The sequence below is a fragment of the Streptomyces sp. FXJ1.172 genome, from assembly GCF_001636945.3.
Classification (GTDB): Bacteria; Actinomycetota; Actinomycetes; order Streptomycetales; family Streptomycetaceae; genus Streptomyces.
In genome coordinates this window covers 3,878,676-3,897,315 of the sequence record NZ_CP119133.2, presented here as the reverse complement: position 1 = coordinate 3,897,315, position 18,640 = coordinate 3,878,676, and the positions used below count along the sequence as shown (strand labels likewise).

Below are 18,640 nucleotides of genomic sequence, written 5' to 3'. Positions count from 1 at the left end.
CCGGGAAGACCGACAAGGAAGCCGCATGACCGACAAGACCGCCCTCACCCCGAAGACCCACACCACCCCGCCCGCGAAGTTCTCGCACGGCGTCAGGAAGGGCAACATCCTCCAGGTCGCCGGCCAGGTCGGCTTCCTGCCCGCCGAGGAGGGCAAGCCTCCCACGCCCGCCGGCCCGACCCTGCGCGAGCAGACCCTCCAGACCCTGGCCAACGTCAAGGCGATCCTCGAGGAGGGCGGCGCGAGCTGGGACGACGCGATGATGATCCGTGTCTACCTGACGGACGTGGACCACTTCGCCGAGATGAACGAGATCTACAACGCCTACTTCGAGGAGCAGGGCCTCACCCAGCCGCCCGCCGCCCGGACCACGGTCTACGTCGGTCTCCCGGCCGGCCTCCTCATCGAGATCGACGCGCTCGCCGTCCTGAGCTGACGTCCCCTCACCCCACCCCCCGCACGCACGCCGTTCACGGCACGCCGGCCCCGCACCCTCCCCTGGCCGCCGTGCCGCGATCCCCCCTGCCCGAAAGCACGATGCATTCAAGAAGAGGACCCCCGTATGTCCTTCTACGCCGCCGCGGCCGCCCCCACCGCGCCACCGCCACCACCCCACACCGGAGGCCTGCTCCTCCTCCTGGACGGCACCCCCGGACTCCTCACGATCGCCGGGATCGGCATAGCCCTCCTCCTGTTCCTGATCATCAAGGTCAGGCTGCAGCCCTTCGTGGCCCTCCTGGCCGTCTCCATCGCCGTGGGCCTGCTGGCGGGCCTCTCGGTCACCGAACTCTTCGGCACCGTCCAGAACTCCGGCGCCGTCTCCACCATCGAGTCCGGCATGGGCGGCATCCTCGGCCATGTCTCGATCATCATCGGCCTCGGCACGATGCTGGGCGCGATCCTGGAGGTCAGCGGCGGGGCGGAGGTACTCGCCTCCCGCCTGCTGACCCTGTTCGGCGAGAAGCGCGCGCCGCTCGCCATGGGTCTGACGGGCCTGATCTTCGGCATACCGGTCTTCTTCGACGTGGGCATCTTCGTCCTGGCCCCGCTCGTCTACGCGGCGGCGAAGCGGGGCGGCAAGTCGATCCTCCTCTACTGCCTCCCCCTGCTGGCGGGCCTGTCGATGACGCACGCCTTCCTGCCCCCGCACCCCGGCCCGGTCGCCGCGGCGGGTCTGCTGCACGTCCAGCTCGGCTGGGTCATCCTCATGGGCATCGTCTGCGGCCTCCCCGCCGTCCTGGCCGCATGGGCCTACTCCGCCTGGATCGGCCGGCGGATCTTCGTCGCCGTACCGCAGGACATGGTCGAGGCGGCCGAGGAGGCGAAGCGGGCGGTCGTGGCCGAACAGCGCGCGCAGGGTGTGGCACCGCAGGAGAGTCCGGTACCGCTCGCCACGGTCCTGGGCATCATCGGTACGCCCCTGGTCCTGATCCTCGCCGCGACGTTCTCCTCGATCGCCCTGGACCCGTCCCCCACCCGCTCGGTCCTGCAGTTCTTCGGCAGTCCCTTCGTGGCACTGACACTGGCCCTGTTCCTGGCGTACTGGCTGCTGGGCATCCGCCGGGGCTGGTCCCGCAAGTCCCTCGAATCGGTCTCCACTTCATCGCTGAAGCCGGTCGGCAACATCCTGCTGGTGGTCGGCGCCGGCGGAATCTTCGGCGCCGTGCTGAAGGCGAGCGGGGTGGCCCAGGCCCTGTCGGACACGTTCCACGGCGTGGGCCTGCCGGTGATCGTCCTGTCGTACCTGATCTCACTGGTCCTCAGGGTGGCGCAGGGCTCGGCGACGGTGGCGATCGTGACGACGGCGGGCATCGTGGCGCCGCTGCTGGCGCAGGACCACCACTCCCAGGCCTTCACGGCGCTGGTCATCATGGCCATCTCGGCGGGCTCCATCTTCGCCTCGCACGTCAACGACGGCGGCTTCTGGATGGTGGCCAAGTACTTCGGCATCAGCGAACGCGACACGCTCAGGACCTGGACGGTCCTGGAGTCGGTGCTGTCGGTGGCCGGGTTCGCGATGGCGGCGGCGGTGAGCGTGTTCGTGTGAAGGTGACGGATGTTGACCGTGGGATGAGCGGTCTGACTGGTTCCGGCACAGGAAAGTCGTCCATACTTCCGCCGTGGAGCAGCGCACAGGAGCGAGCAGCAAGCCGTCGAAGGCCGAGCCGTTGAAGACGGAGCCCGTCACGGGCGCCGGCTTCGACCCGGCCTTCATCCCCGGCCTCACGGCCCCGGCGAAGTCCGACGCGTCGGCTTCCCCCGAGCAGGAACCGGTGGAGCCGGAGGAGCCGGGGAAGGCGGTGGAGACCGAGGCGTCGGCGGGCCCGGAGGAGCCGGCGGCGACGGCCGGGGAGCCCGAGGAGGCCGAGGAGGCGGACGAGGCCGCGGATGACGACGGCGGCCCGGTCTTCGAGGCGTCCGACCGCCGCGCGAGGATAGTGGCCGACCGCAAGGGCGTCAGGCTCAGGCTGGACGAGGAGTCCTGCGAGTTCCGCTGGGACGAGATCGCGGCGGTGGAGACGGAGTCCCCCCGCTTCGGCAAGCGCTACACGATCACGGTCCACACGCCCGACCGCCGCTGGTACCCGATCGAGATCGAGGCGACGGCGAAGTCCCTCTTCAAGGAGTGGGACGAGCAGATCGACGCGGTGCTGGACGCGTACTTCGAGGAAGGCGAGAAGGCCGAGCAGGGCGACTGACAGCGCGCCCGGACCCCTCGGGGCCGGGCGCGCTCGCCAGGTCGTCAGCCGTGTCTCACCTCACGGCAGCGCGTGCACATGCGCGCCCACCGAGTTGGACCACGCGTTCCCCGCCGACGCGTCCCAGTTGGTCGACCAGGTCATCGCGCCCCGCAGGTCGGGGTAGGTCTTGGAAGGCTTGAACGAGCCGCAGTTCGTGCCCGCCGTCAGACAGTCCAGGGCGTTGTTCACCACCGTCGGCGAGACGTACCCGCTGCCCGCCGCGCTCGTCGAGGCCGGGAGGCCGAGGCCCACCTGGGACGGGGAGAGGCCGCCCTGGAGCTGGATGCAGGCCAGGGCCGTGAGGAAGTCGACCGAGCCCTGGCTGTAGACCTTGCCGTCGCAGCCCAGCATGGAACCGCTGTTGTAGTACTGCATGTTGACGACCGTGAGGATGTCCTTCACGTTCAGGGCCGTCTGGAAGTACGAGTTCGACGTCGACTGCATGTCGATCGTCTGCGGGGCCATCGTGATGATCAGGGACGAGCCCGCCTTCGCCGACAGTGCGCGCAGCGCCTGTGTCATGTACGTCGCGTTGAGGCCGTTCTCCAGGTCGATGTCCACGCCGTCGAAGCCGTACGTCTGCATCAGGGAGTACACCGAGTTCGCGAAGTTCGTCGCCGAGGCGGAGTCGCTGATGGACACCGTGCCGTTCTGGCCGCCGATCGAGATGACGACCTTCTTGCCGGCCGCCTGCTTCGCCTTGATGTCCGCCTTGAACTGGTCGACCGTGTAGCCGCCGAGGCCGGAGGAGTCCAGGTTGAAGGTCACCGCGCCCGGCGTCGACGCCGCGTCCGCGAAGGCCACCGCGATGATGTCGTACGACGACGGGACGTTGGACAGCTTCTGGACCGTGGCGCCGTTGTTGAAGTTCTGCCAGTAGCCCGTCACCGCGTGCCTGGGCAGTGCACCACCGCCACCGCCACCGCCCGTGCCCGTGGCCGCCGTCGTCGCCGTCACCGCCGCCGACTTCGCCGACTCGCCCGCCGCGTTCGTCGCCGTCACCTGGAAGGTGTACGACGTGGACGCCGACAGGCCCGTCAGCGTCGCCGACGTTCCGGTCACCGCCGTGGCCTTCGTGCCGTCCTGGTAGACGCTGTAGCCCGTGGCGCCCGACACCGGGGACCAGGACAGGGAGGCCGAGGAGGAGGTCGTACCCGAGACCGCGAGGCCCGTCGGGGCCGCCGGGACCGTCGGTGTCGGGCCGCCGCCCGAGCCGCCGTCGGGGCCGTAGACCGAGACGTCGTCGGCGTAGTAGGCCGCCTGGCCGTACCACCCGTGCGTGTACACCGTGACCGACGTCGTTGACGCGCCCGTGGTGAAGGTCGTCGACAGTTGCTTCCAGGCCGTCGTGTCGGGGGTCCATGTCGAGACGTCCGTCGTGCCCGTGCCCGTCACGCCCAGGTACGAGTAGCCGCCCTGCACCCACGCGCTGAGCGTGTACGTCGAGTTCGGCTGGACCGCGACCGACTGGGTGCACTGGGCGTCGTCCTGGCCGGCCGGGGTCGCCTTCAGGGCCGCGGTGCCGCCGTGCACCGGGGAGGAGACGGTCGCGCCGCTGCCGGCCGTGCACGTCCAGCCGGTCAGGCCCGACTCGAAGCCCGCGTTCTGGACGTTGTTCACGTCCGCCGCGGAGGCGGGGGCGGCGGCCGCCGTGAGGCCCGCGACCGAGAGGGCCAGAGCCGTGGCGGCCGACCACAGGGTGGCGCGCCGTCTGCCGGATCGCGGTCTGGGTATGCCTGTGTCTGGTGCGCGGTCCACTGGGGCCTCCGGGGAAGGGGAGAGAAGAGGGGGGGAAGAGGGGAGAAGAGGGGAGAAGAGGGGAGAGGGGCGGTGGCCATCGTCGTGCGTACAAGTTGGTCCAGACCAATTCGGGTGTCAAGAGGTCCAGACCAAAGTTCTCTTCGTGTGGTCGCTCAACCTGTCCTGATTTGGCGGGACTTGCACGGAACCTGTGCCCAGGGAGTTCCACGCGAGCTTCACAAACGCTGTTCTCCGGTCATACGGCCGTGGATACAGTGCTCAGGTAGTCACGCAGTGAAGTCGTCCCGGCGTACGGGAGTTACCCCGCACGGCCGGCGGGTGTGAAGAGCGGGGAGCTGCGCGTGCCAACTGCCATTGCCGTGACCAGTGCCGACATGGCGCTGCCGGCGCAGGACGAACGGACCATGCCGGCCGTCGTGCTGAGCGGCCTCGAGCTGAAGCCCCTGGAGCAGGCGCTGACCGAACTCCACACCCTGGTCGAGCAGTACGGCTATCTGGTCGTGGTCTGCTCGGGCGCCACACCGGAGCCCGTCGTGCGGCGGCTGCACACCCTGCGCGCGCTGCTCGAGAGCGACCGCATCGCCTTCTTCCGGCCCGAGCTGCCGCCCCTGGGCATCGCCGTGCTCGCCCGGCAGCTGCGGCAGCTCGCCTCCTGCGATCTGAGCCCGGGGGTGCTCGCCTCGGCCGGGCGCCTGCTCACCCACTACCTGCACGCCGGGGCGGTGCTGGGCTCGGTCGCGCGGCTGGACCGGGTGCCGGTCGGGCTCAAGGCGCATGCCAGATCGTGGGTGCCGGGCAGTCAGTTCGCCGTGCTCGCCCACCCGGAGCCGCAGCTCGTCAAGATCGTCCCCGGCGCCGCCCTCAAGGGACCCGAGTTCAACACCTGGATGCTCGTCGCCAAGGGGCAGTTGCAGAGCGACTGGCTCGGCGGCCTGGGCGGGCAGTGGAGTGTGCACGGGCTGCGCGAGGTCCCGCTGCCCGCCGAGTCCGCGGTGTGGTGGGGCACCGGCCGCGTCGTCGAGTTCTGCGCCTACCTCGCCGATCTGTCGGTCCTCTACCAACTGGTCACCTCCGTACGGCAGACCAGCTGTCACTGGTGCGGCCTGGACGTCATCGGTGACCGCTGCGTCTTCTGCTCCGCGACCCCGCCCGTCCACGAACCCTCCGCGCCCCGCGCCCTGGAACGGGGCACGCCCGCCTGACCAGACCCCGCACGACCCGTACCCCCCTGTACGACCTGCACAGCCCGCACGGCCCGTACACCCCGTACGTCCACAGCCCGCTCGACCGATTCCCCCAATGAGGTTGCACGGTTCATGAACTCCCGTCAGCGCCGCGGCGTGATACTGCTGATCCTGTCGGTCCTGTGCGCCCTCGGCGCGTTCGCCGGCGTGCTCTCCGTCGTCCACGACGCCGATTCCAAGGTCGGGCCCGAGGTCACCGCCTACCGGGTCAGGTCCGACGTGAAGCCGTACACCGCGCTGGACACCGACCAGTTCGAGAAGATCGAGATGCCCAAGCGGTGGCTGTCCGGCAACGCCGTGACCGATCTGCGCCAGATCCAGGGCAAGATCGCCGTCACCACCCTGCGCGCCGGCTCCCTGCTGCAGACGGACATGATCGTGGACCAGCCCGCCCTGCAGCCCGGGGAGCAGGAGGTCGCCATCATGATCGACGCGGCGACGGGGGTGGCAGGGAAGATCACTCCGGGGTCCCGCGTCAATGTCTACGCCACCTTCGCCGGGAAGAACAACGGCGAACCCGACCAGTCGAAGATCATCGTGACCAACGCCCGCGTCCTCGACGTCGGCCGGATCACCGCCCTCGACCCCGACAGCAGCAAGAACCAGCAGCAGCCCAGCGAGGCAGTCCCCATCACCTTCGCGCTGTCCACCCTCGACGCCCAGCGCATCACCTACGCCGAGTCCTTCGCCCAGCGCGTCCGGCTCGCGCTGGTGGCCCCCGGCGGCGAGACCAGCGTCCCCGACAAGGAACGCACCTACGAACTCGCGACGGACAAGTGAGAGGCGGCCCGCATGCCCACCAGGATCCTGCCGGCCGGCGCGGACCCCGACGCCGTCCGCTCCCTCGTCACCCTCCTCAGCCAGCTCCCCGACGCCGAACCACAGCCGCCGGTGGCCGACTCCACCCAGCTCGTCGACAGCCTCGCCCGGCTCGCCGCCGACTCCGTGGACGAGCTGCCGGAAGTCGTCGTCGTCCATGAGCGGATCGGGCCCGTACCGGCCCTGGAGCTGGTCCGCGAGGTCGCGCTCCGCTTCCCCGCCGTAGGCGTCATCCTCGTCACCACCGACGCGAGCCCCGGCCTGTTCGCCGCCGCCATGGACTCCGGCGCCCGCGGCCTGGTCGCGCTCCCGCTGTCGTACGAGGAACTCGCCAGCCGCGTCCAGGCCGTCGCCCAGTGGTCCACGGGCGTACGCCGCCATCTCGGCCACGGGGCCGACGTGTTCGGCGGCGTCGGCGGTACCGTCGTCACGGTCAGCGGCGCCAAGGGCGGAGTGGGTGCCACGCTCACGGCCGTTCAGCTCGCCCTCGCCGCGCAGGCCTCCGGCCGCCCCACCGCCCTGGTCGACCTGGACCTCCAGAGCGGCGACGTGGCCTCCTACCTGGACATCCAGTTCCGCCGGTCCGTCGTCGACCTCGCCACCATCACCGACATCTCCCCGCGTGTCCTCGCCGACGCCGTCTTCCGCCACGACTCCGGCCTGGTCCTGCTGCTCGCCCCCGCCGAGGGCGAGCGCGGCGAGGAGGTCACCGACCGCGCGGCCCGGCAGATCGTCAGCGCCCTGCGCTCGCGCTACGAGGTGGTCGTGGTGGACTGCGGCGCCCAGCTGAGCGGTGCGGGCGCCGCCGCGGTGGAGATGGCCGACACCGCGCTGCTCGTCACCACCCCGGACGTCATCGCGGTGCGCGGGGCCAAGCGGACGGTGCGGATGTGGGACCGACTGCAGATCCGCAAGGCCGAGGAGACGACCGTCGTCGTCAACCGGCACAGCCGCGGCGCCGAGATCCAGCCGGCGCTGGTGCAGCGCATCACGGGAACGGCGCTGGCGCGCACCGCCGTTCCCGCCAACTTCAAGGAGCTTCAGGCGGTCGTCGACGCCGGCCGCGTGCATGAACTCGACAGCAGGAGCACGGTGAAACAGGCGCTGTGGGCGCTCGCCGGGGAGCTGGGGCTGGCGAAGGCGGCCGAGGGCACCCATCGCGGGGGCGGGCGCGGCTCGGTCGGATTCCGGCGACGGAAGGAGTGAGCGCTCCATGAGAAGGCCGGACGGGGACCGGGGACAGGTAAGCATCGAGTTCCTCGGGATGACTCCGCTGATCGTCCTGACCTTGGTGCTGGTGTGGCAGGCCGTGCTCGTGGGGTACACCTTCACGCTCGCCGGGAATGCTGCCGACGAAGCGGTTCGGGCGGGTACGGCGGTGGCGCCGGGCGCGCGGCAGGCGGCCTGCTCGGCGGCAGGGCTCAAGGACCTGTCGGCGGCGTGGAGGGGGAGTGCCGAAGTGTCCTGTGGCGGGAGCGGCTATGTGACGGCCGACGTCAAGCTGCACGTCCCTGTCCTCTTCCCGGGCCTGATCGACTTCCCGGCCACGGTGACCGGCCACGCCGGTGCCGTCGAGGAGGTGAAGCGCTGAGATGCCGTACCGGCGCGGACGTGGAGACAGTGGAGACAAGGGCCAAGTGGCCATCGAGTACCTGGGGTTCATCCCCGTCCTGCTGATCGTCGGACTGGCCGGCATCCAGATCGGCGCGGTCGCCTACGCCGCCGAGCAGGCCGGTACGGCGGCCCGGGCGGGGGCGCGGGCCGCGTCCCTGCGGCAGTCGTACACGCAGGCCTGCGCGGACGCCGTGAGCGGCGGGATCTCGGTGTCCTGCTCGTCCGGCGGCGCGGGTGACTCCGTGACCGTCACCGCCAAGGTGAAGATCCCGAAGATCGTCTGGGACTTCGGCTACGCCACCAAGTCCGCCACCATGCCGCTCGACCACTAAGCGAGGACCCATGAGTCTGCGGGCACGCATCAGCACTCCCGAGGAGCACGGCAGCCGGGGCGAGGACGGGCATCTGGTCGCCTCCTACCGGGCCAAACTGCTCGAGGAGATCGACCTCGCCGAGATGGGTTCGCTCGCGGCGGCCGAGCGCCGGGCGCGTCTCGAGCGGGTGCTCGGGCACATCATCAGCCGTGAGGGCCCGGTGCTGTCGACGGTCGAGCGCTCACAGCTGATCCGCCGGGTCGTGGACGAGGCACTCGGCCTCGGCATCCTGGAGCCGCTGCTCGAGGACGCGTCGATCACCGAGATCATGGTGAACGGCCCCGACGCGATCTTCGTCGAACGGGGCGGCCGCGTCGAGCAGCTGCCCCTGCGGTTCGTCTCCGCCGACCAGCTCATGCAGACCATCGAACGGATCGTGTCCACGGTCAACCGCCGGGTGGACGAGTCCAACCCGATGGTGGACGCCCGCCTGCCCTCCGGCGAGCGCGTCAACGTCATCATCCCGCCGCTGTCGCTGTCCGGCCCGATCCTCACCATCCGCCGCTTCCCGCGCTCCTTCACCCTCCAGGAGCTGATCTCCTTCGGCTCGCTGGACGAGCAGATGGTGTATCTGCTGGCGGGCCTGGTGCAGGCCAAGTTCAACATCATCGTCTCGGGCGCCACCGGCACCGGGAAGACGACCCTCCTGAACGCCCTGTCCGGGCTGATCCCGCGCCACGAGCGCATCATCACCATCGAGGACTCCGCCGAACTCCAGCTCCAGCAGACCCACGTGGTCCGCCTGGAGTCGCGCCCGCCGAACGTCGAGGGCAAGGGCCAGGTCACCATCCGCGACCTGGTCCGCAACTCGCTGCGCATGCGGCCCGACCGGATCGTGGTCGGCGAGGTCCGCGGCGGCGAGTCCCTCGACATGCTCCAGGCGATGTCCACCGGCCACGACGGATCGCTGGCGACCGTGCACGCGAACAGCGCCGAGGACGCGCTGACACGGCTGCAGACCCTGGCGTCGATGTCCGACGTGGAGGTCCCCTTCGTCGCGCTGCACGACCAGATCAACAGTGCCGTCGACGTCATCGTCCAGCTCACCCGGTTCGCCGACGGCGCCCGCCGCATCACCGAGATCGCCCTGCTCGACAGCCACGGCGGGGAGCCGTACCGGCTCGCGACCGTGGCCCGGTTCGACGCCCAGCCCATGACCGCCGAGGGCCGCGTCCACGGCAGCTTCCAGTACTTCCCGCTCCCGCGCCGCACCGCCGACCGCCTCTACATGGCGAGCCAGCCCCTCCCACAGGCCTTCGGCGTCGCCCACACGGCGGCCCAGCTCACCACCCGAGAAGCCAGGTAGGACCAGGACCATGGAACTGCGCACCCTCGTCCAGCTCACCACCGGCGTGACACTGCTGGCCTGCGTCCTCGCGGTGGCCGGACTGCACGCCTTCGCCTCGGGACGGGCCCAGCGCGCCGCCCTCGTGGACCGGCTCACCCACACCGGCCCACTCCCGGCGGGCGGCCGCCGGCGCCGCTTCCGCGACCTCGACCGGCGACTGCGCCGCACCCGCTTCGGCCGCTGGCTGGAACTGCGCCTCGCGGCGACCGGACTGGACGTCACCCCGGGCGAGTTCTTCGCCTGCATGCTCGCCATGGTCGCCGCGCTCTGGCTGATCGGCCAGGCCACCCTGGCCCCCTTCTTCGGTCCGATCGCCGGGCTCCTCGGGGTCTGGGCCGCGCTGCAGTTCCTCAACTGGCAGCGCCAGAAACGCATCGAACGCTTCATCGGCCAGCTCCCCGAACTGGCCCGCATCCTGGCCAACGCCACCCACGCGGGGCTCGCCCTGCGCACCGCGATCGGCATGGCGGCCGAGGAGCTGGAGGCCCCGGCGGGCCAGGAACTGGCCAAGGTCGCCGACCAGTTGGCGATCGGGCAGTCCCTGGACGACGCGCTCGGCGAACTCGCCGCCCGCCTGCCGTCGCGTGAACTGGTCGTCCTGGTCACGACGCTGGTGCTGTCGAACAAGGCGGGCGGCCAGGTGGTCTCGGCCCTGCGGAACCTGACCGAGACCCTGGAGGAACGCAAGGAGACCCGGCGCGAGATCCGTACCCAGCTCTCCCAGGTGACCATGACGTCGTACGCCGTCCCCGTCCTCGGTGTCGGCGCGCTCTTCCTCATGAACGGCGTCAAGGACGGCGCGCTGGCCCGGATGACCGGCTCACCGGTCGGCCAGGCCTGCGTGATCATCGCCTTCGCGCTGTACGCGGTCGGCTTCGTCCTCATCCGGCGCCTGAGCCGCATCGACGTCTGAGGGAGGCGGCGATCCGATGGCATTCCTGCTCGCCCTGCTGATGGGCCTCGGCGTCTGGGGCGCCTTCACCGGCATCCGCATGTACCGCGCGGACGCGAGGCTCCCCGGCGACCTCGCCGTGGCCCTGGAGGTCGGCGCCACCCGCACCGGCGCGGTCGGCTCGGTCATCGACCGCATGGGCATGCGCTACGCCCCCGCCGTGCTGCGCCTCATGGGCCCGCGCCTGGTCGCCAAGTACCGCCGCAGGATCGACCTCGCGGGCAACCCCGGCGGCCTGACCATAGACCGCTACGCGGCCCGCCGGGCGGTCTACGGCGCGCTGGGCGGCGTGGGCTGCCTGGTGTTCCTGCTGCGCGGCCAGTGGTTCGTGGCCGTACTGCTCCTGCTGTTCGGCGCGTTCTGGACGGAGGTCGGCATCTGGTCGGCGATCCGCGTCCGCAAGGACGTCATCGAGCGCACCCTGCCGGACTTCCTGGACGTCCTCGCGGTGGTGGTCAGCGCCGGGCTCGGGTTCCGCCAGGCGCTGGACCGGGTGGCCTCCCACTACGAGGGCCCGTGGGCCGACGAACTGCGCATCACCCTGCGCCAGATGGACCTCGGCATGAGCCGCCGGCAGGCCTTCGCGGAACTGCGCCGGCGCAACGACTCCGAGCAGGTGGCGATGTTCGTGACCGCGTTGCAGCAGGGCGAGGAACTGGGCGCCCCCATCGTGGACACGCTGGTCTCCCTGGCCAAGGACATGCGCCGCACCGACGCCCAGAACGCCCGCCGCAAGGCCGCCCGCGCGGTGCCGAAGGCCACGCTGATGATCACCACGTTCATGGTCCCGGCGACGATGCTCCTGCTGGCCGCGGGCCTCCTGCTGGGCTCCGGGGTGGACTTCGGCTCACTCACGGGGAAGTGAGGCGGGGATGGCGGTGGCGGGCGTGACGGGGCGCGGCGGGGGATCTCCCGGCCAGTGGCTGAAGGGGGTCACCGGCCGTTTCGTACGCCGAGTGCGGACGGCGGGCCGTGCGAGGGCGGCCACGACATCGGCCACGACGGCCACGACGGTCGCGGCGGCCGCGACGGTCACCTCAACCGAGCCCTCCATGAAGATCCAGGTCAGCGCGTTGCAGGCGATGTGCCGACAGGTCTTCGGCTTCCGGCTGGCCATGATCGCCCTGGCGGCCCCCGCGGCCCTGCTCCACGCCGCCCCCGGGCTGGGCGTCCGTCTGGTCGGCGCGGCGGTGGTCGTCAGCTTCATGGTGTCCTACGTCCTCTTCCGCGACTGGGAGCGCTTCGGCCCCCTCCTCCTGCGCCACCCCAGCCTGCTCGCCGCCGACACCCTCGTCGTCTCCCTCCTGCTGATCTCGGCGGGCCCCGACACCACCCTCGCCTACGTCAGCGTCTGCACCCCGCTCCTCGCGGGCCTGGTCTACAGCTGGCGGGGCGCGGCCTGCTTCGCCTCGCTCCAGGGCCTGATCCTGCTGCTGGTCCACGCCACCTTGAAGGCCGACCGGCACGCACCGGTCGCCGAGGCCCTGCTGCTGCCCGGCCTGTGTGTCATCGCCGGTGCCATGGGCTCGACGCTGCGGGGCCTGATGCTCCGCTTCGGCGCGGCGACGCAGGCCCTGACGACGGTCCAGGCGCGCCTCGCGGCGGCGGAGGCGGTGAGCGCGGAACGCGCCCGGCTGGCCCGCGAGATGCACGACTCCGTGGCCAAGACCCTGTACGGCGTGGCCCTGGCGGCGGACGGCCTGGCCGCCACCGCCTCGGCGGACGCCCCCGACCCGGCCCGGATCAGGGACCAGGCGGACCTGGTGTCCCGCTCGGCACGCAGAGCAGCGGCCGAGTCCCGGGAACTGCTGCGGGACCTGCGCCGGGAGACGGCACCGGACGGGACGGCCGACCCGGACTTCTGGCACGAACTGCAGCTCCAGATACGGGACTTCACCACCCGTACGGCATTACGGGTCACGTGCGCGCCGCTGCCGCCGCCGGACGCCCCCGCCCTGCCCGCCCGCCAGGCCCGCTCCCTCCTCGCCATCACGGCGGAGGCTCTGGAGAACGCCCACCGGCACGCCTCCGCGACCCGTGTGGAGGTGCGCGCGGCGGTCCACGGCGGGCTGCTGCGGCTGTCGGTCCGCGACGACGGCCGGGGCCTGCCGCCCGGCACCACGCTGGACCGGCTCCGCTCGTGCGGCCACTTCGGCCTGCTCGGCATGGTCGAGCGGGCGGCCCAGGCGGGCGCCCGCATCCGCATCGGCCGGGGCAGCCGGGAACACGGCACGGAGGTGCGCGTGGAACTCCCGTTCCCGGCACCGAGCCGCCCCGCCACCGACCCGGACCCCGGCCCGGACCACGGTCCGGACCCCGCTCCACATCCCGATCCAGACCCCGCATCCCGGGAAGCCTGAGAGGTGGCACCGATGGCCCACTTCCCTCCGCACGGGCCCGCCGCCCCGCCGCTGCGGCTGCTGGTGGCCGACGACAACCCGGTGGTGCGGGCCGGCCTGACGGCCCTGCTGTCCGGGCGCGCGGACACCACGGTGGTGGCCCAGGCGGCGGACGGCCGCGAGGCGTACGAGGCGGCGGTACGGCACCGTCCGGACGTCATCCTCCTCGACGTCCGCATGCCGGGAGCCGACGGAATCTCGGCGTTGCCGCACCTGGTACGGCTGGCCCCGGTCATGATGCTGACCTACAGCCACGAGACGGAGACCGTACGGGAGGCGCTGCGGCTGGGGGCGGGCGGATACCTGGTCCACGGCGAGTTCACGACGGAGCAGTTGGTGCGGGCCGTGCGGGACGTGCGGGAGGGTCGCCCGCATGTGACACCGGGGGCGGCGAAGGCACTGCTGGAAACGCTCCACTCAAATGCATCTGCACACGAGAGTGGCCAACTCCCCCCTATTTTCGGGGAAAGTGAGCCCCAATCTCTTTCGCATATGCAACCATCTATGGGACAGTCGTCCCGGTCCCGGTACCGGCTGAGTACGAGGGAGGCGGAGATCATGGACCTCATCGCGTCCGGTATGACCAACCAGCAGATCGCCGCCGCCTGCTTCATCTCCGAGAAGACGGTCAAGAACCACATCAACCGCATCTTCGCCAAACTCCACAGCACGACCAGGTCCCAGGCGGCGGCGAAGTGGCTGGGGGTGGCCTGAGATGGGAGCGAGGGGGAGCGGCCGGGGCGGGAAAGGTGCGCAATGGGTCTGGAGTTGGGCCCAGGGACCCTTCGGCGACCGCCGCGTGCGGCCGTACGGTGCCCGGATCGGAGGCGAAGCTGGAGGGGAAAACCGTGAGCAAATGGTTCAACACCACCGTCGCGTATCTGCAGACCCGCGCCGCCCGCAGCGACCGTGGGCAGACCGCGGTGGAGTACCTCGGCATCATCGCGGTGGTCGTGGCGATCGTGTTGGCGATCACCGGTACGAGTATCGGGCAGACGATCTTCGATGCGATCAGGACGAAGATCAGCCAGGTCACCGGCGGCTGATTCCTCCACGCCGCGACGCGGGGCAGGCCTTCCCCATCTACATCACGGTGGTGGCGGGCCTGCTCTTTCTTGCTCTCGCCTACCTCGCGGTCGGTCAGGCCTCGGTAAACCGGAGCGGAGCGCAGACAGCCGCGGACGCGGCGGCCCTCGCGGCCGCCCAGAACGCGCGTGACCAGCTCGCGGGCGCATGGGTGAAAGTCCTGCTCGACCCGACGAAGTGGCAGCTCATTCTCGAGGGTAAGGCGGGGATCGACAACCCGGATGCCCCGTGCGGACGGGCCGAGCAGCTCGCCACACAGAATGACGCCCAGCTGAGCGGCTGCTTCCCGGAGTTGAGGAAGTACCGGGCCGACGTGGAGACGAACAAGTCCGTTGGCCGGTCCGTCGTACCCGGGACGGAGAACGTCAGGTCGAAGGCGCACGCCGTTGCCGAGATCGAACCCCTCTGCACGTTCAAGCCCCCGGGCGTGGGTGCCAAAGGCGCCGATCTGCCCCAACTCACTTGCAGGGACAACAAGGTCTGGCAGCCGAAGCCGGACGATCCCACAGGGCTCCCGAAGCCCGAAGACCTCTTCGACGTCCACCTGGCCGACTCAGCCGGCTGACGAGCGAACGACGACTGACGAAGGAAGCGGAGCGATGAGCATTCGGTTCACTGCGAAGGCCCGCAGGGGGTTGGCCGCATGGGCTCTCGCGGTCGGTCTGGCCGTCGGTGTGGCCGGCTGCGGCGGGAGTACCGGCAACGACAAGAAGCCACAGAGTTCCGCGTCTGCCTCCAAGGGCGGCACCTCCGCGCCGAGCCCCCAAGAGGGACAGTCGGACCAACCGCTGGCCGAACTGAAAGGGCAGGACGGCCTGCTCCTTCAGGTCACCTCGGCGCAACGCGATTCCGGTGGCTTCGTCACGGTGAACGGCACCCTGAAGAACGACGGGTCCCAGAACCTGCTCATCCCGGCCGCTCTCAGCGGCAACGAAACCGAGATCACCAAGAACGGCCCGTCACTGGGCGGGGCCACCCTCGTCGACTCCAAGGGCAAGAAGCGCTACTACGTACTGCGCGACACGGAAGGCCGTCCGCTCACCACGACCGGCCTCGGCACACTCCGGGGAGGGGAGACGCTGCCGGTCTTCATGCAGTTCCCGTCACCGCCCACGGACGTCACCGAGATGACGCTCCAACTCCCCACCTTCTCCTCCGCCACCATCCAGATCTCCGGGTGAGGCAGCCGTGACCGTCACCCGCCTCGCGCTCACCCTCGCCGCCGCCACGCTCCTGCTCGCCACCACCCAGGCCCACGCCGACGACAACCCCACCGAGCCCCCCGACACCGCGCCTTCCGCCGGCGCCCCCGTGAAGATCGACCCCACGGACCCGGACCTCAAGCTCCCCGAAGGAGCCACCCTCGCCGCGCCCAAGGTGCTGGACATCAAGTCGGTCGTGGAGGACCAGAGCGGGGACGAACGCCGCGAGGACACCAACGCGGACGTGACCTTCGCCCTCCAGGCCGAGGTGCTGTTCGGCAAGGACAGCGCGAAGCTGAGCGACGAGGCGAAGGCCCGCATCAGCACCATCGCCGACGAGATCAAGAAGCAGAACGCGACCCAGATCCGTGTCTTCGGCTTCACCGACAACCTCGGCTCCTCCGCGCACGGCATCATCCTGTCCAAGCAGCGCGCCAACGCCGTACAGGCCGTCCTGGGCCAGGACCTGAACGACCCGAACGTCACCTTCGAGGTCCGCGGCTACGGCGAGCAGTACCCGATCGCCGACAACTCCACCGAAGAGGGCCGCAGGAAGAACCGCCGCGTCGAGGTCACCTTCCCCCGCACCCAGGGGTGACCCGGCCAGGCCCTGTCGTCACATTCCCGTCTGCTCCACGGCCACCCGCACCCCCGCCCGCAGCCCCCACCCGGCCATCGCCCCCGCCTTCGCCTCCAGCACATGCCGGGCGCCCAGCCGGGGCAGGCCCAGGCGGCCGGGCCGCATCGTGCGGACGGCGACGACGGTCAGCCGGCGGTTCAGATAGGCGACGTCGATCGGCATGCGCATCCCGAACGTGTGCACCCCGCTCGCCGGCGTCAGCAGCATCGCCCCGTCCACCGTGTCCCGGCCGAGCAGCCCCTTGGTCCGGGCCCGGTAGGAGGCCGCGATCTCCAAGGGGACGGAGACGACCGGCTCACCGGAGCCCGCCCCCACGACCAGTGTGCCCCGCCCGTCCCGCCAGCGCCCTCGTCCGCTCACCCGGCCCGCCCCTTCGCTCAACCCGTCTGGTTCGTAAACACGTTGCCGCTCCTTCCTCCCCACTAGGAAGGCCGACATGACTGGACTCGGTGTCGTGTTCCGGCCCCAGCTTCCGCCCGAGCGTCTGCGGGCCGTCGCCCGTGCCGCGGACGCGGCGGGGCTCGAAGAGCTGTGGTTGTGGGAGGACTGTTTCCGGGAGGGCGGCATCGCCACGGCCGCCGCTGCGCTGGCCTGGACCGAGCGGGTGCGCATCGGGGTCGGGCTGCTGCCCGTCCCGCTCAGGAACGTGGCGCTCACCGCGATGGAGGCCGCGTCCCTGCACCGGATGTTCCCGGGCCGCGCCACCCTCGTCGTCGGGCACGGCGTGCAGGACTGGATGGGGCAGGTCGGCGCCCGCCCCGCCTCCCCCCTGACCCTCCTCGGCGAGCACCTCGACGCCCTGCGCGCGCTGCTGCGCGGTGAACGGCTCAGCGTGCGCGGGCGGTACGTGACCCTGGACGACGTCGCCCTCGACTGGCCGCCGAAGTCGGCCGTGCCCGTCCTCACCGGCGCCACCGGGCCGCGCACCCTCCGCCTGTCCGGCGCCCGGGCCGACGGCACGGTCCTCACCGCGGCCACCTCCCCCGACGGCGTACGGCACGCCCGGCGCCTCATCGAGGAGTGCCGACGGGAGGCAGGACTCGGCGGCGAGCCGCACCGGGTCGTCGTCTACCTGCTCACCGCCACGGGCGCCGACGCCGAAGCCCGGCTGCGGGCCGAACTCGTCGCCGAAGGGCTTCAGTCGGTGCCGGACCTCGGGGTCGCGGGTGACGCGGCCACCGTGGCCGAGGCCGTACGCCGCCTGGCCGGGGCCGGTGCCGACACGGTCGTCCTGCAACCGACCGCCGACGAAGGCGACCCCGAGCGCTTCGTGCACTTCACCGCCGACGAGGTCCGCCCCCTGCTGCCGCCCGACCCCAGCCCCTGACCGATGCCCGGCCCCCCGGCGGCCGACGGGCGGGTCGGACGCCGTACGGACAGCGCGCGGCCGGACGGAAAATGACAGGACCCGTCCGCCGTGTCCTGCGAACATCGAGGGCATGGCAGGGAACCGTTCCTTCGAGGACCTCGTGGCCGAGGGTGCCGCCGTACCGACTGAGGGGTGGGACTTCTCGTGGTTCGAGGGGCGGGCCACCGAGGAACGGCCGTCGTGGGGGTACGCCGTGTCCGCGGGGGAGCGGCTGGCCCGGGCTCACGCGGCGCTCGACATCCAGACCGGTGGCGGCGAGGTGCTGGACTTCGCGCTGCGCAGGGCCGAGCCCGCCCGCCCGGTGCTGCTCGCCGCGACGGAGGGCTGGCCGCCGAACGCGGCCAGGGCCACCGCCCTGCTGCGGCCGCGCGGGGCCGTGGTCGTCACCGCACCGGACGACGCGCCGCTGCCGTTCTCCGACGGGGCGTTCGACCTGGTGCTCAGCCGGCATCCGGTGCGTCCCTGCTGGGGGGAGATCGCGCGGGTACTGCGGCCCGGCGGCGCGTACTTCGCCCAGCACGTCGGGCCGGCCAGCGTCTTCGAACTCGTCGAGCACTTCCTCGGGCCGCTGCCCGCCGAGGTGCGCGCCGGCCGGGACCCCGGGCGGGAGCGGGCCGAGGCCGAGGCGGCGGGTCTTCAGGTGGCCGGGCTGCGGGCGGAGCGGCTGCGGGTGGAGTTCCACGACATCGCCGCCGTTGTCCATTTCCTGCGCAAGGTGGTCTGGATGGTCCCGGACTTCACGGTGCAGGCGTACGAGCCCCAACTCCGCGCGCTGCACGAGCGGATCGAGAAGGAGGGGCCCTTCGTGGCGCACAGCGCCCGGCACCTCTTCGACGTCCGCAAGCCGGCACGTTGACCAACCGGGCGAACCGGGAAGAAGCGGGCTCTGTTCGCCTGAGGTTCACCTGGAGTTTCCACATTGTTATGGGCTCCGGTTCACACCAGCCTCACCCGTCCCGTAAGTTCAGACCAAGGTAATTCGCGTGAGCAAAGCTGCGCGGGCCGGTACCGCGCAGTGGAGGGGGCTGCGCGGTGCTGTGAGCCTGTTCGGCACCGGGCGGCCCGGTAGCGGAACCGTCAAGTCACCGTTC

Annotated in this window: 22 protein-coding genes; 19 read left to right on the top strand and 3 right to left on the bottom strand. The window is 71.2% G+C overall.

Going from position 1 to position 18,640, the window contains the following annotated elements:
• Positions 1-25: 25 nt before the first annotated feature.
• The 3 genes from A6P39_RS17220 (at position 26) to A6P39_RS17210 (ending at position 2,699) form a co-directional block, all read left to right on the top strand.
• On the top strand, positions 26-436 hold the full coding sequence (locus tag A6P39_RS17220; protein WP_067041944.1) for a RidA family protein: 411 nt from the start codon (positions 26-28) through the stop codon (positions 434-436).
• Between the two features lie 126 nt (positions 437-562).
• The gene (locus A6P39_RS17215; protein ID WP_067041951.1) at positions 563-2,047 is read left to right on the top strand and encodes a GntP family permease; all 1,485 of its coding nucleotides are present in this window, start codon (positions 563-565) and stop codon (positions 2,045-2,047) included.
• Between the two features lie 73 nt (positions 2,048-2,120).
• The gene (locus A6P39_RS17210) at positions 2,121-2,699 is read left to right on the top strand and encodes a hypothetical protein (RefSeq protein WP_067041954.1); all 579 of its coding nucleotides are present in this window, start codon (positions 2,121-2,123) and stop codon (positions 2,697-2,699) included.
• A gap of 60 nt (positions 2,700-2,759) precedes the next feature.
• On the opposite strand, the gene A6P39_RS17205 is transcribed toward A6P39_RS17210, so the two are convergent.
• Complete coding sequence (locus A6P39_RS17205; protein ID WP_067041957.1) at positions 2,760-4,499, bottom strand: glycoside hydrolase family 18 protein; 1,740 nt, start codon at positions 4,497-4,499, stop codon at positions 2,760-2,762.
• A gap of 377 nt (positions 4,500-4,876) precedes the next feature.
• Between A6P39_RS17205 and A6P39_RS17200 the strand changes: the two genes are divergently transcribed.
• The 8 genes from A6P39_RS17200 to A6P39_RS17165 all read left to right on the top strand — a co-directional run bounded on the left by A6P39_RS17200 (position 4,877) and on the right by A6P39_RS17165 (position 11,718).
• On the top strand, positions 4,877-5,704 hold the full coding sequence (locus A6P39_RS17200; RefSeq protein ID WP_234378791.1) for a hypothetical protein: 828 nt from the start codon (positions 4,877-4,879) through the stop codon (positions 5,702-5,704).
• Positions 5,705-5,818: 114 nt separating this feature from the next.
• Entirely contained in the window at positions 5,819-6,526 is a 708-nt protein-coding gene (gene cpaB / locus A6P39_RS17195) for a Flp pilus assembly protein CpaB (protein ID WP_067041961.1), read from the top strand.
• 12 nt (positions 6,527-6,538) lie between these two features.
• Positions 6,539-7,771: an AAA family ATPase gene (locus tag A6P39_RS17190; protein ID WP_067041964.1), complete on the top strand. Its 1,233-nt coding sequence runs from the start codon at positions 6,539-6,541 to the stop codon at positions 7,769-7,771.
• Between the two features lie 7 nt (positions 7,772-7,778).
• Positions 7,779-8,156, top strand: a complete 378-nt coding sequence (locus A6P39_RS17185) for a TadE/TadG family type IV pilus assembly protein (RefSeq protein ID WP_067041967.1) — start codon at positions 7,779-7,781, stop codon at positions 8,154-8,156.
• A gap of 1 nt (position 8,157) precedes the next feature.
• The gene (locus A6P39_RS17180) at positions 8,158-8,511 is read left to right on the top strand and encodes a TadE/TadG family type IV pilus assembly protein (RefSeq protein ID WP_067041979.1); all 354 of its coding nucleotides are present in this window, start codon (positions 8,158-8,160) and stop codon (positions 8,509-8,511) included.
• Positions 8,512-8,521: 10 nt separating this feature from the next.
• Positions 8,522-9,859, top strand: coding sequence for a CpaF family protein (locus A6P39_RS17175; RefSeq protein WP_067041981.1), 1,338 nt, complete (start codon positions 8,522-8,524; stop codon positions 9,857-9,859).
• A 10-nt stretch (positions 9,860-9,869) separates the two neighbouring features.
• Entirely contained in the window at positions 9,870-10,814 is a 945-nt protein-coding gene (locus A6P39_RS17170) for a type II secretion system F family protein (RefSeq protein WP_067041985.1), read from the top strand.
• Between the two features lie 16 nt (positions 10,815-10,830).
• A complete protein-coding gene (locus A6P39_RS17165) occupies positions 10,831-11,718 on the top strand; it encodes a DUF5936 domain-containing protein (protein WP_067041988.1) in 888 nt (295 codons plus the stop codon).
• Here the strand turns inward: A6P39_RS17165 and A6P39_RS17160 are convergent.
• Complete coding sequence (locus A6P39_RS17160) at positions 11,701-11,907, bottom strand: hypothetical protein (protein WP_199840726.1); 207 nt, start codon at positions 11,905-11,907, stop codon at positions 11,701-11,703. The genes A6P39_RS17165 and A6P39_RS17160 overlap by 18 nt on opposite strands.
• On the opposite strand from A6P39_RS17160, the gene A6P39_RS17155 reads away from it, so the two are divergent.
• The 6 genes from A6P39_RS17155 (at position 11,906) to A6P39_RS17130 (ending at position 16,138) form a co-directional block, all read left to right on the top strand.
• On the top strand, positions 11,906-13,213 hold the full coding sequence (locus A6P39_RS17155; protein WP_199840727.1) for a sensor histidine kinase: 1,308 nt from the start codon (positions 11,906-11,908) through the stop codon (positions 13,211-13,213). The two genes, A6P39_RS17160 and A6P39_RS17155, sit on opposite strands and share 2 nt — an antisense overlap.
• A gap of 12 nt (positions 13,214-13,225) precedes the next feature.
• Positions 13,226-13,966 (top strand): response regulator, encoded by a 741-nt coding sequence (locus A6P39_RS17150; protein WP_067041993.1) that lies wholly within the window; start codon positions 13,226-13,228, stop codon positions 13,964-13,966.
• Positions 13,967-14,100: 134 nt separating this feature from the next.
• On the top strand, positions 14,101-14,298 hold the full coding sequence (locus A6P39_RS17145) for a Flp family type IVb pilin (RefSeq protein WP_067041996.1): 198 nt from the start codon (positions 14,101-14,103) through the stop codon (positions 14,296-14,298).
• Positions 14,298-14,903, top strand: a complete 606-nt coding sequence (locus A6P39_RS17140; RefSeq protein WP_067042038.1) for a pilus assembly protein TadG-related protein — start codon at positions 14,298-14,300, stop codon at positions 14,901-14,903. The genes A6P39_RS17145 and A6P39_RS17140 overlap by 1 nt, the downstream gene beginning before the upstream one ends.
• Before the next feature lie 34 nt (positions 14,904-14,937).
• The gene (locus A6P39_RS17135) at positions 14,938-15,519 is read left to right on the top strand and encodes a hypothetical protein (protein ID WP_067041999.1); all 582 of its coding nucleotides are present in this window, start codon (positions 14,938-14,940) and stop codon (positions 15,517-15,519) included.
• 7 nt (positions 15,520-15,526) lie between these two features.
• The gene (locus tag A6P39_RS17130) at positions 15,527-16,138 is read left to right on the top strand and encodes an OmpA family protein (RefSeq protein ID WP_067042002.1); all 612 of its coding nucleotides are present in this window, start codon (positions 15,527-15,529) and stop codon (positions 16,136-16,138) included.
• Between the two features lie 18 nt (positions 16,139-16,156).
• Here the strand turns inward: A6P39_RS17130 and A6P39_RS17125 are convergent, their stop codons facing one another.
• Positions 16,157-16,540, bottom strand: a complete 384-nt coding sequence (locus A6P39_RS17125) for a DUF192 domain-containing protein (RefSeq protein ID WP_067042004.1) — start codon at positions 16,538-16,540, stop codon at positions 16,157-16,159.
• A gap of 76 nt (positions 16,541-16,616) precedes the next feature.
• On the opposite strand from A6P39_RS17125, the gene A6P39_RS17120 reads away from it, so the two are divergent.
• Together A6P39_RS17120 and A6P39_RS17115 are read left to right on the top strand one after the other, a co-directional pair.
• Positions 16,617-17,507, top strand: coding sequence for an LLM class flavin-dependent oxidoreductase (locus A6P39_RS17120; RefSeq protein ID WP_067042006.1), 891 nt, complete (start codon positions 16,617-16,619; stop codon positions 17,505-17,507).
• 112 nt (positions 17,508-17,619) lie between these two features.
• A complete protein-coding gene (locus A6P39_RS17115) occupies positions 17,620-18,405 on the top strand; it encodes a methyltransferase domain-containing protein (RefSeq protein ID WP_067042008.1) in 786 nt (261 codons plus the stop codon).
• Positions 18,406-18,640 lie beyond the last annotated feature (235 nt).

Coding starts and splice junctions, on each gene's coding strand:
- A6P39_RS17220 (WP_067041944.1), top strand. CDS start 26: ATGACCGACAAGACCGCCCTCACCCCGAAGACCCACACCACCCCGCCC.
- A6P39_RS17215 (WP_067041951.1), top strand. CDS start 563: ATGTCCTTCTACGCCGCCGCGGCCGCCCCCACCGCGCCACCGCCACCA.
- A6P39_RS17200 (WP_234378791.1), top strand. CDS start 4,877: ATGGCGCTGCCGGCGCAGGACGAACGGACCATGCCGGCCGTCGTGCTG.
- cpaB (WP_067041961.1), top strand. CDS start 5,819: ATGAACTCCCGTCAGCGCCGCGGCGTGATACTGCTGATCCTGTCGGTC.
- A6P39_RS17190 (WP_067041964.1), top strand. CDS start 6,539: ATGCCCACCAGGATCCTGCCGGCCGGCGCGGACCCCGACGCCGTCCGC.
- A6P39_RS17185 (WP_067041967.1), top strand. CDS start 7,779: ATGAGAAGGCCGGACGGGGACCGGGGACAGGTAAGCATCGAGTTCCTC.
- A6P39_RS17180 (WP_067041979.1), top strand. CDS start 8,158: ATGCCGTACCGGCGCGGACGTGGAGACAGTGGAGACAAGGGCCAAGTG.
- A6P39_RS17175 (WP_067041981.1), top strand. CDS start 8,522: ATGAGTCTGCGGGCACGCATCAGCACTCCCGAGGAGCACGGCAGCCGG.
- A6P39_RS17170 (WP_067041985.1), top strand. CDS start 9,870: ATGGAACTGCGCACCCTCGTCCAGCTCACCACCGGCGTGACACTGCTG.
- A6P39_RS17165 (WP_067041988.1), top strand. CDS start 10,831: ATGGCATTCCTGCTCGCCCTGCTGATGGGCCTCGGCGTCTGGGGCGCC.
- A6P39_RS17155 (WP_199840727.1), top strand. CDS start 11,906: ATGAAGATCCAGGTCAGCGCGTTGCAGGCGATGTGCCGACAGGTCTTC.
- A6P39_RS17160 (WP_199840726.1), bottom strand. CDS start 11,907: ATGGAGGGCTCGGTTGAGGTGACCGTCGCGGCCGCCGCGACCGTCGTG.
- A6P39_RS17150 (WP_067041993.1), top strand. CDS start 13,226: ATGGCCCACTTCCCTCCGCACGGGCCCGCCGCCCCGCCGCTGCGGCTG.
- A6P39_RS17135 (WP_067041999.1), top strand. CDS start 14,938: ATGAGCATTCGGTTCACTGCGAAGGCCCGCAGGGGGTTGGCCGCATGG.
- A6P39_RS17120 (WP_067042006.1), top strand. CDS start 16,617: ATGACTGGACTCGGTGTCGTGTTCCGGCCCCAGCTTCCGCCCGAGCGT.
- A6P39_RS17115 (WP_067042008.1), top strand. CDS start 17,620: ATGGCAGGGAACCGTTCCTTCGAGGACCTCGTGGCCGAGGGTGCCGCC.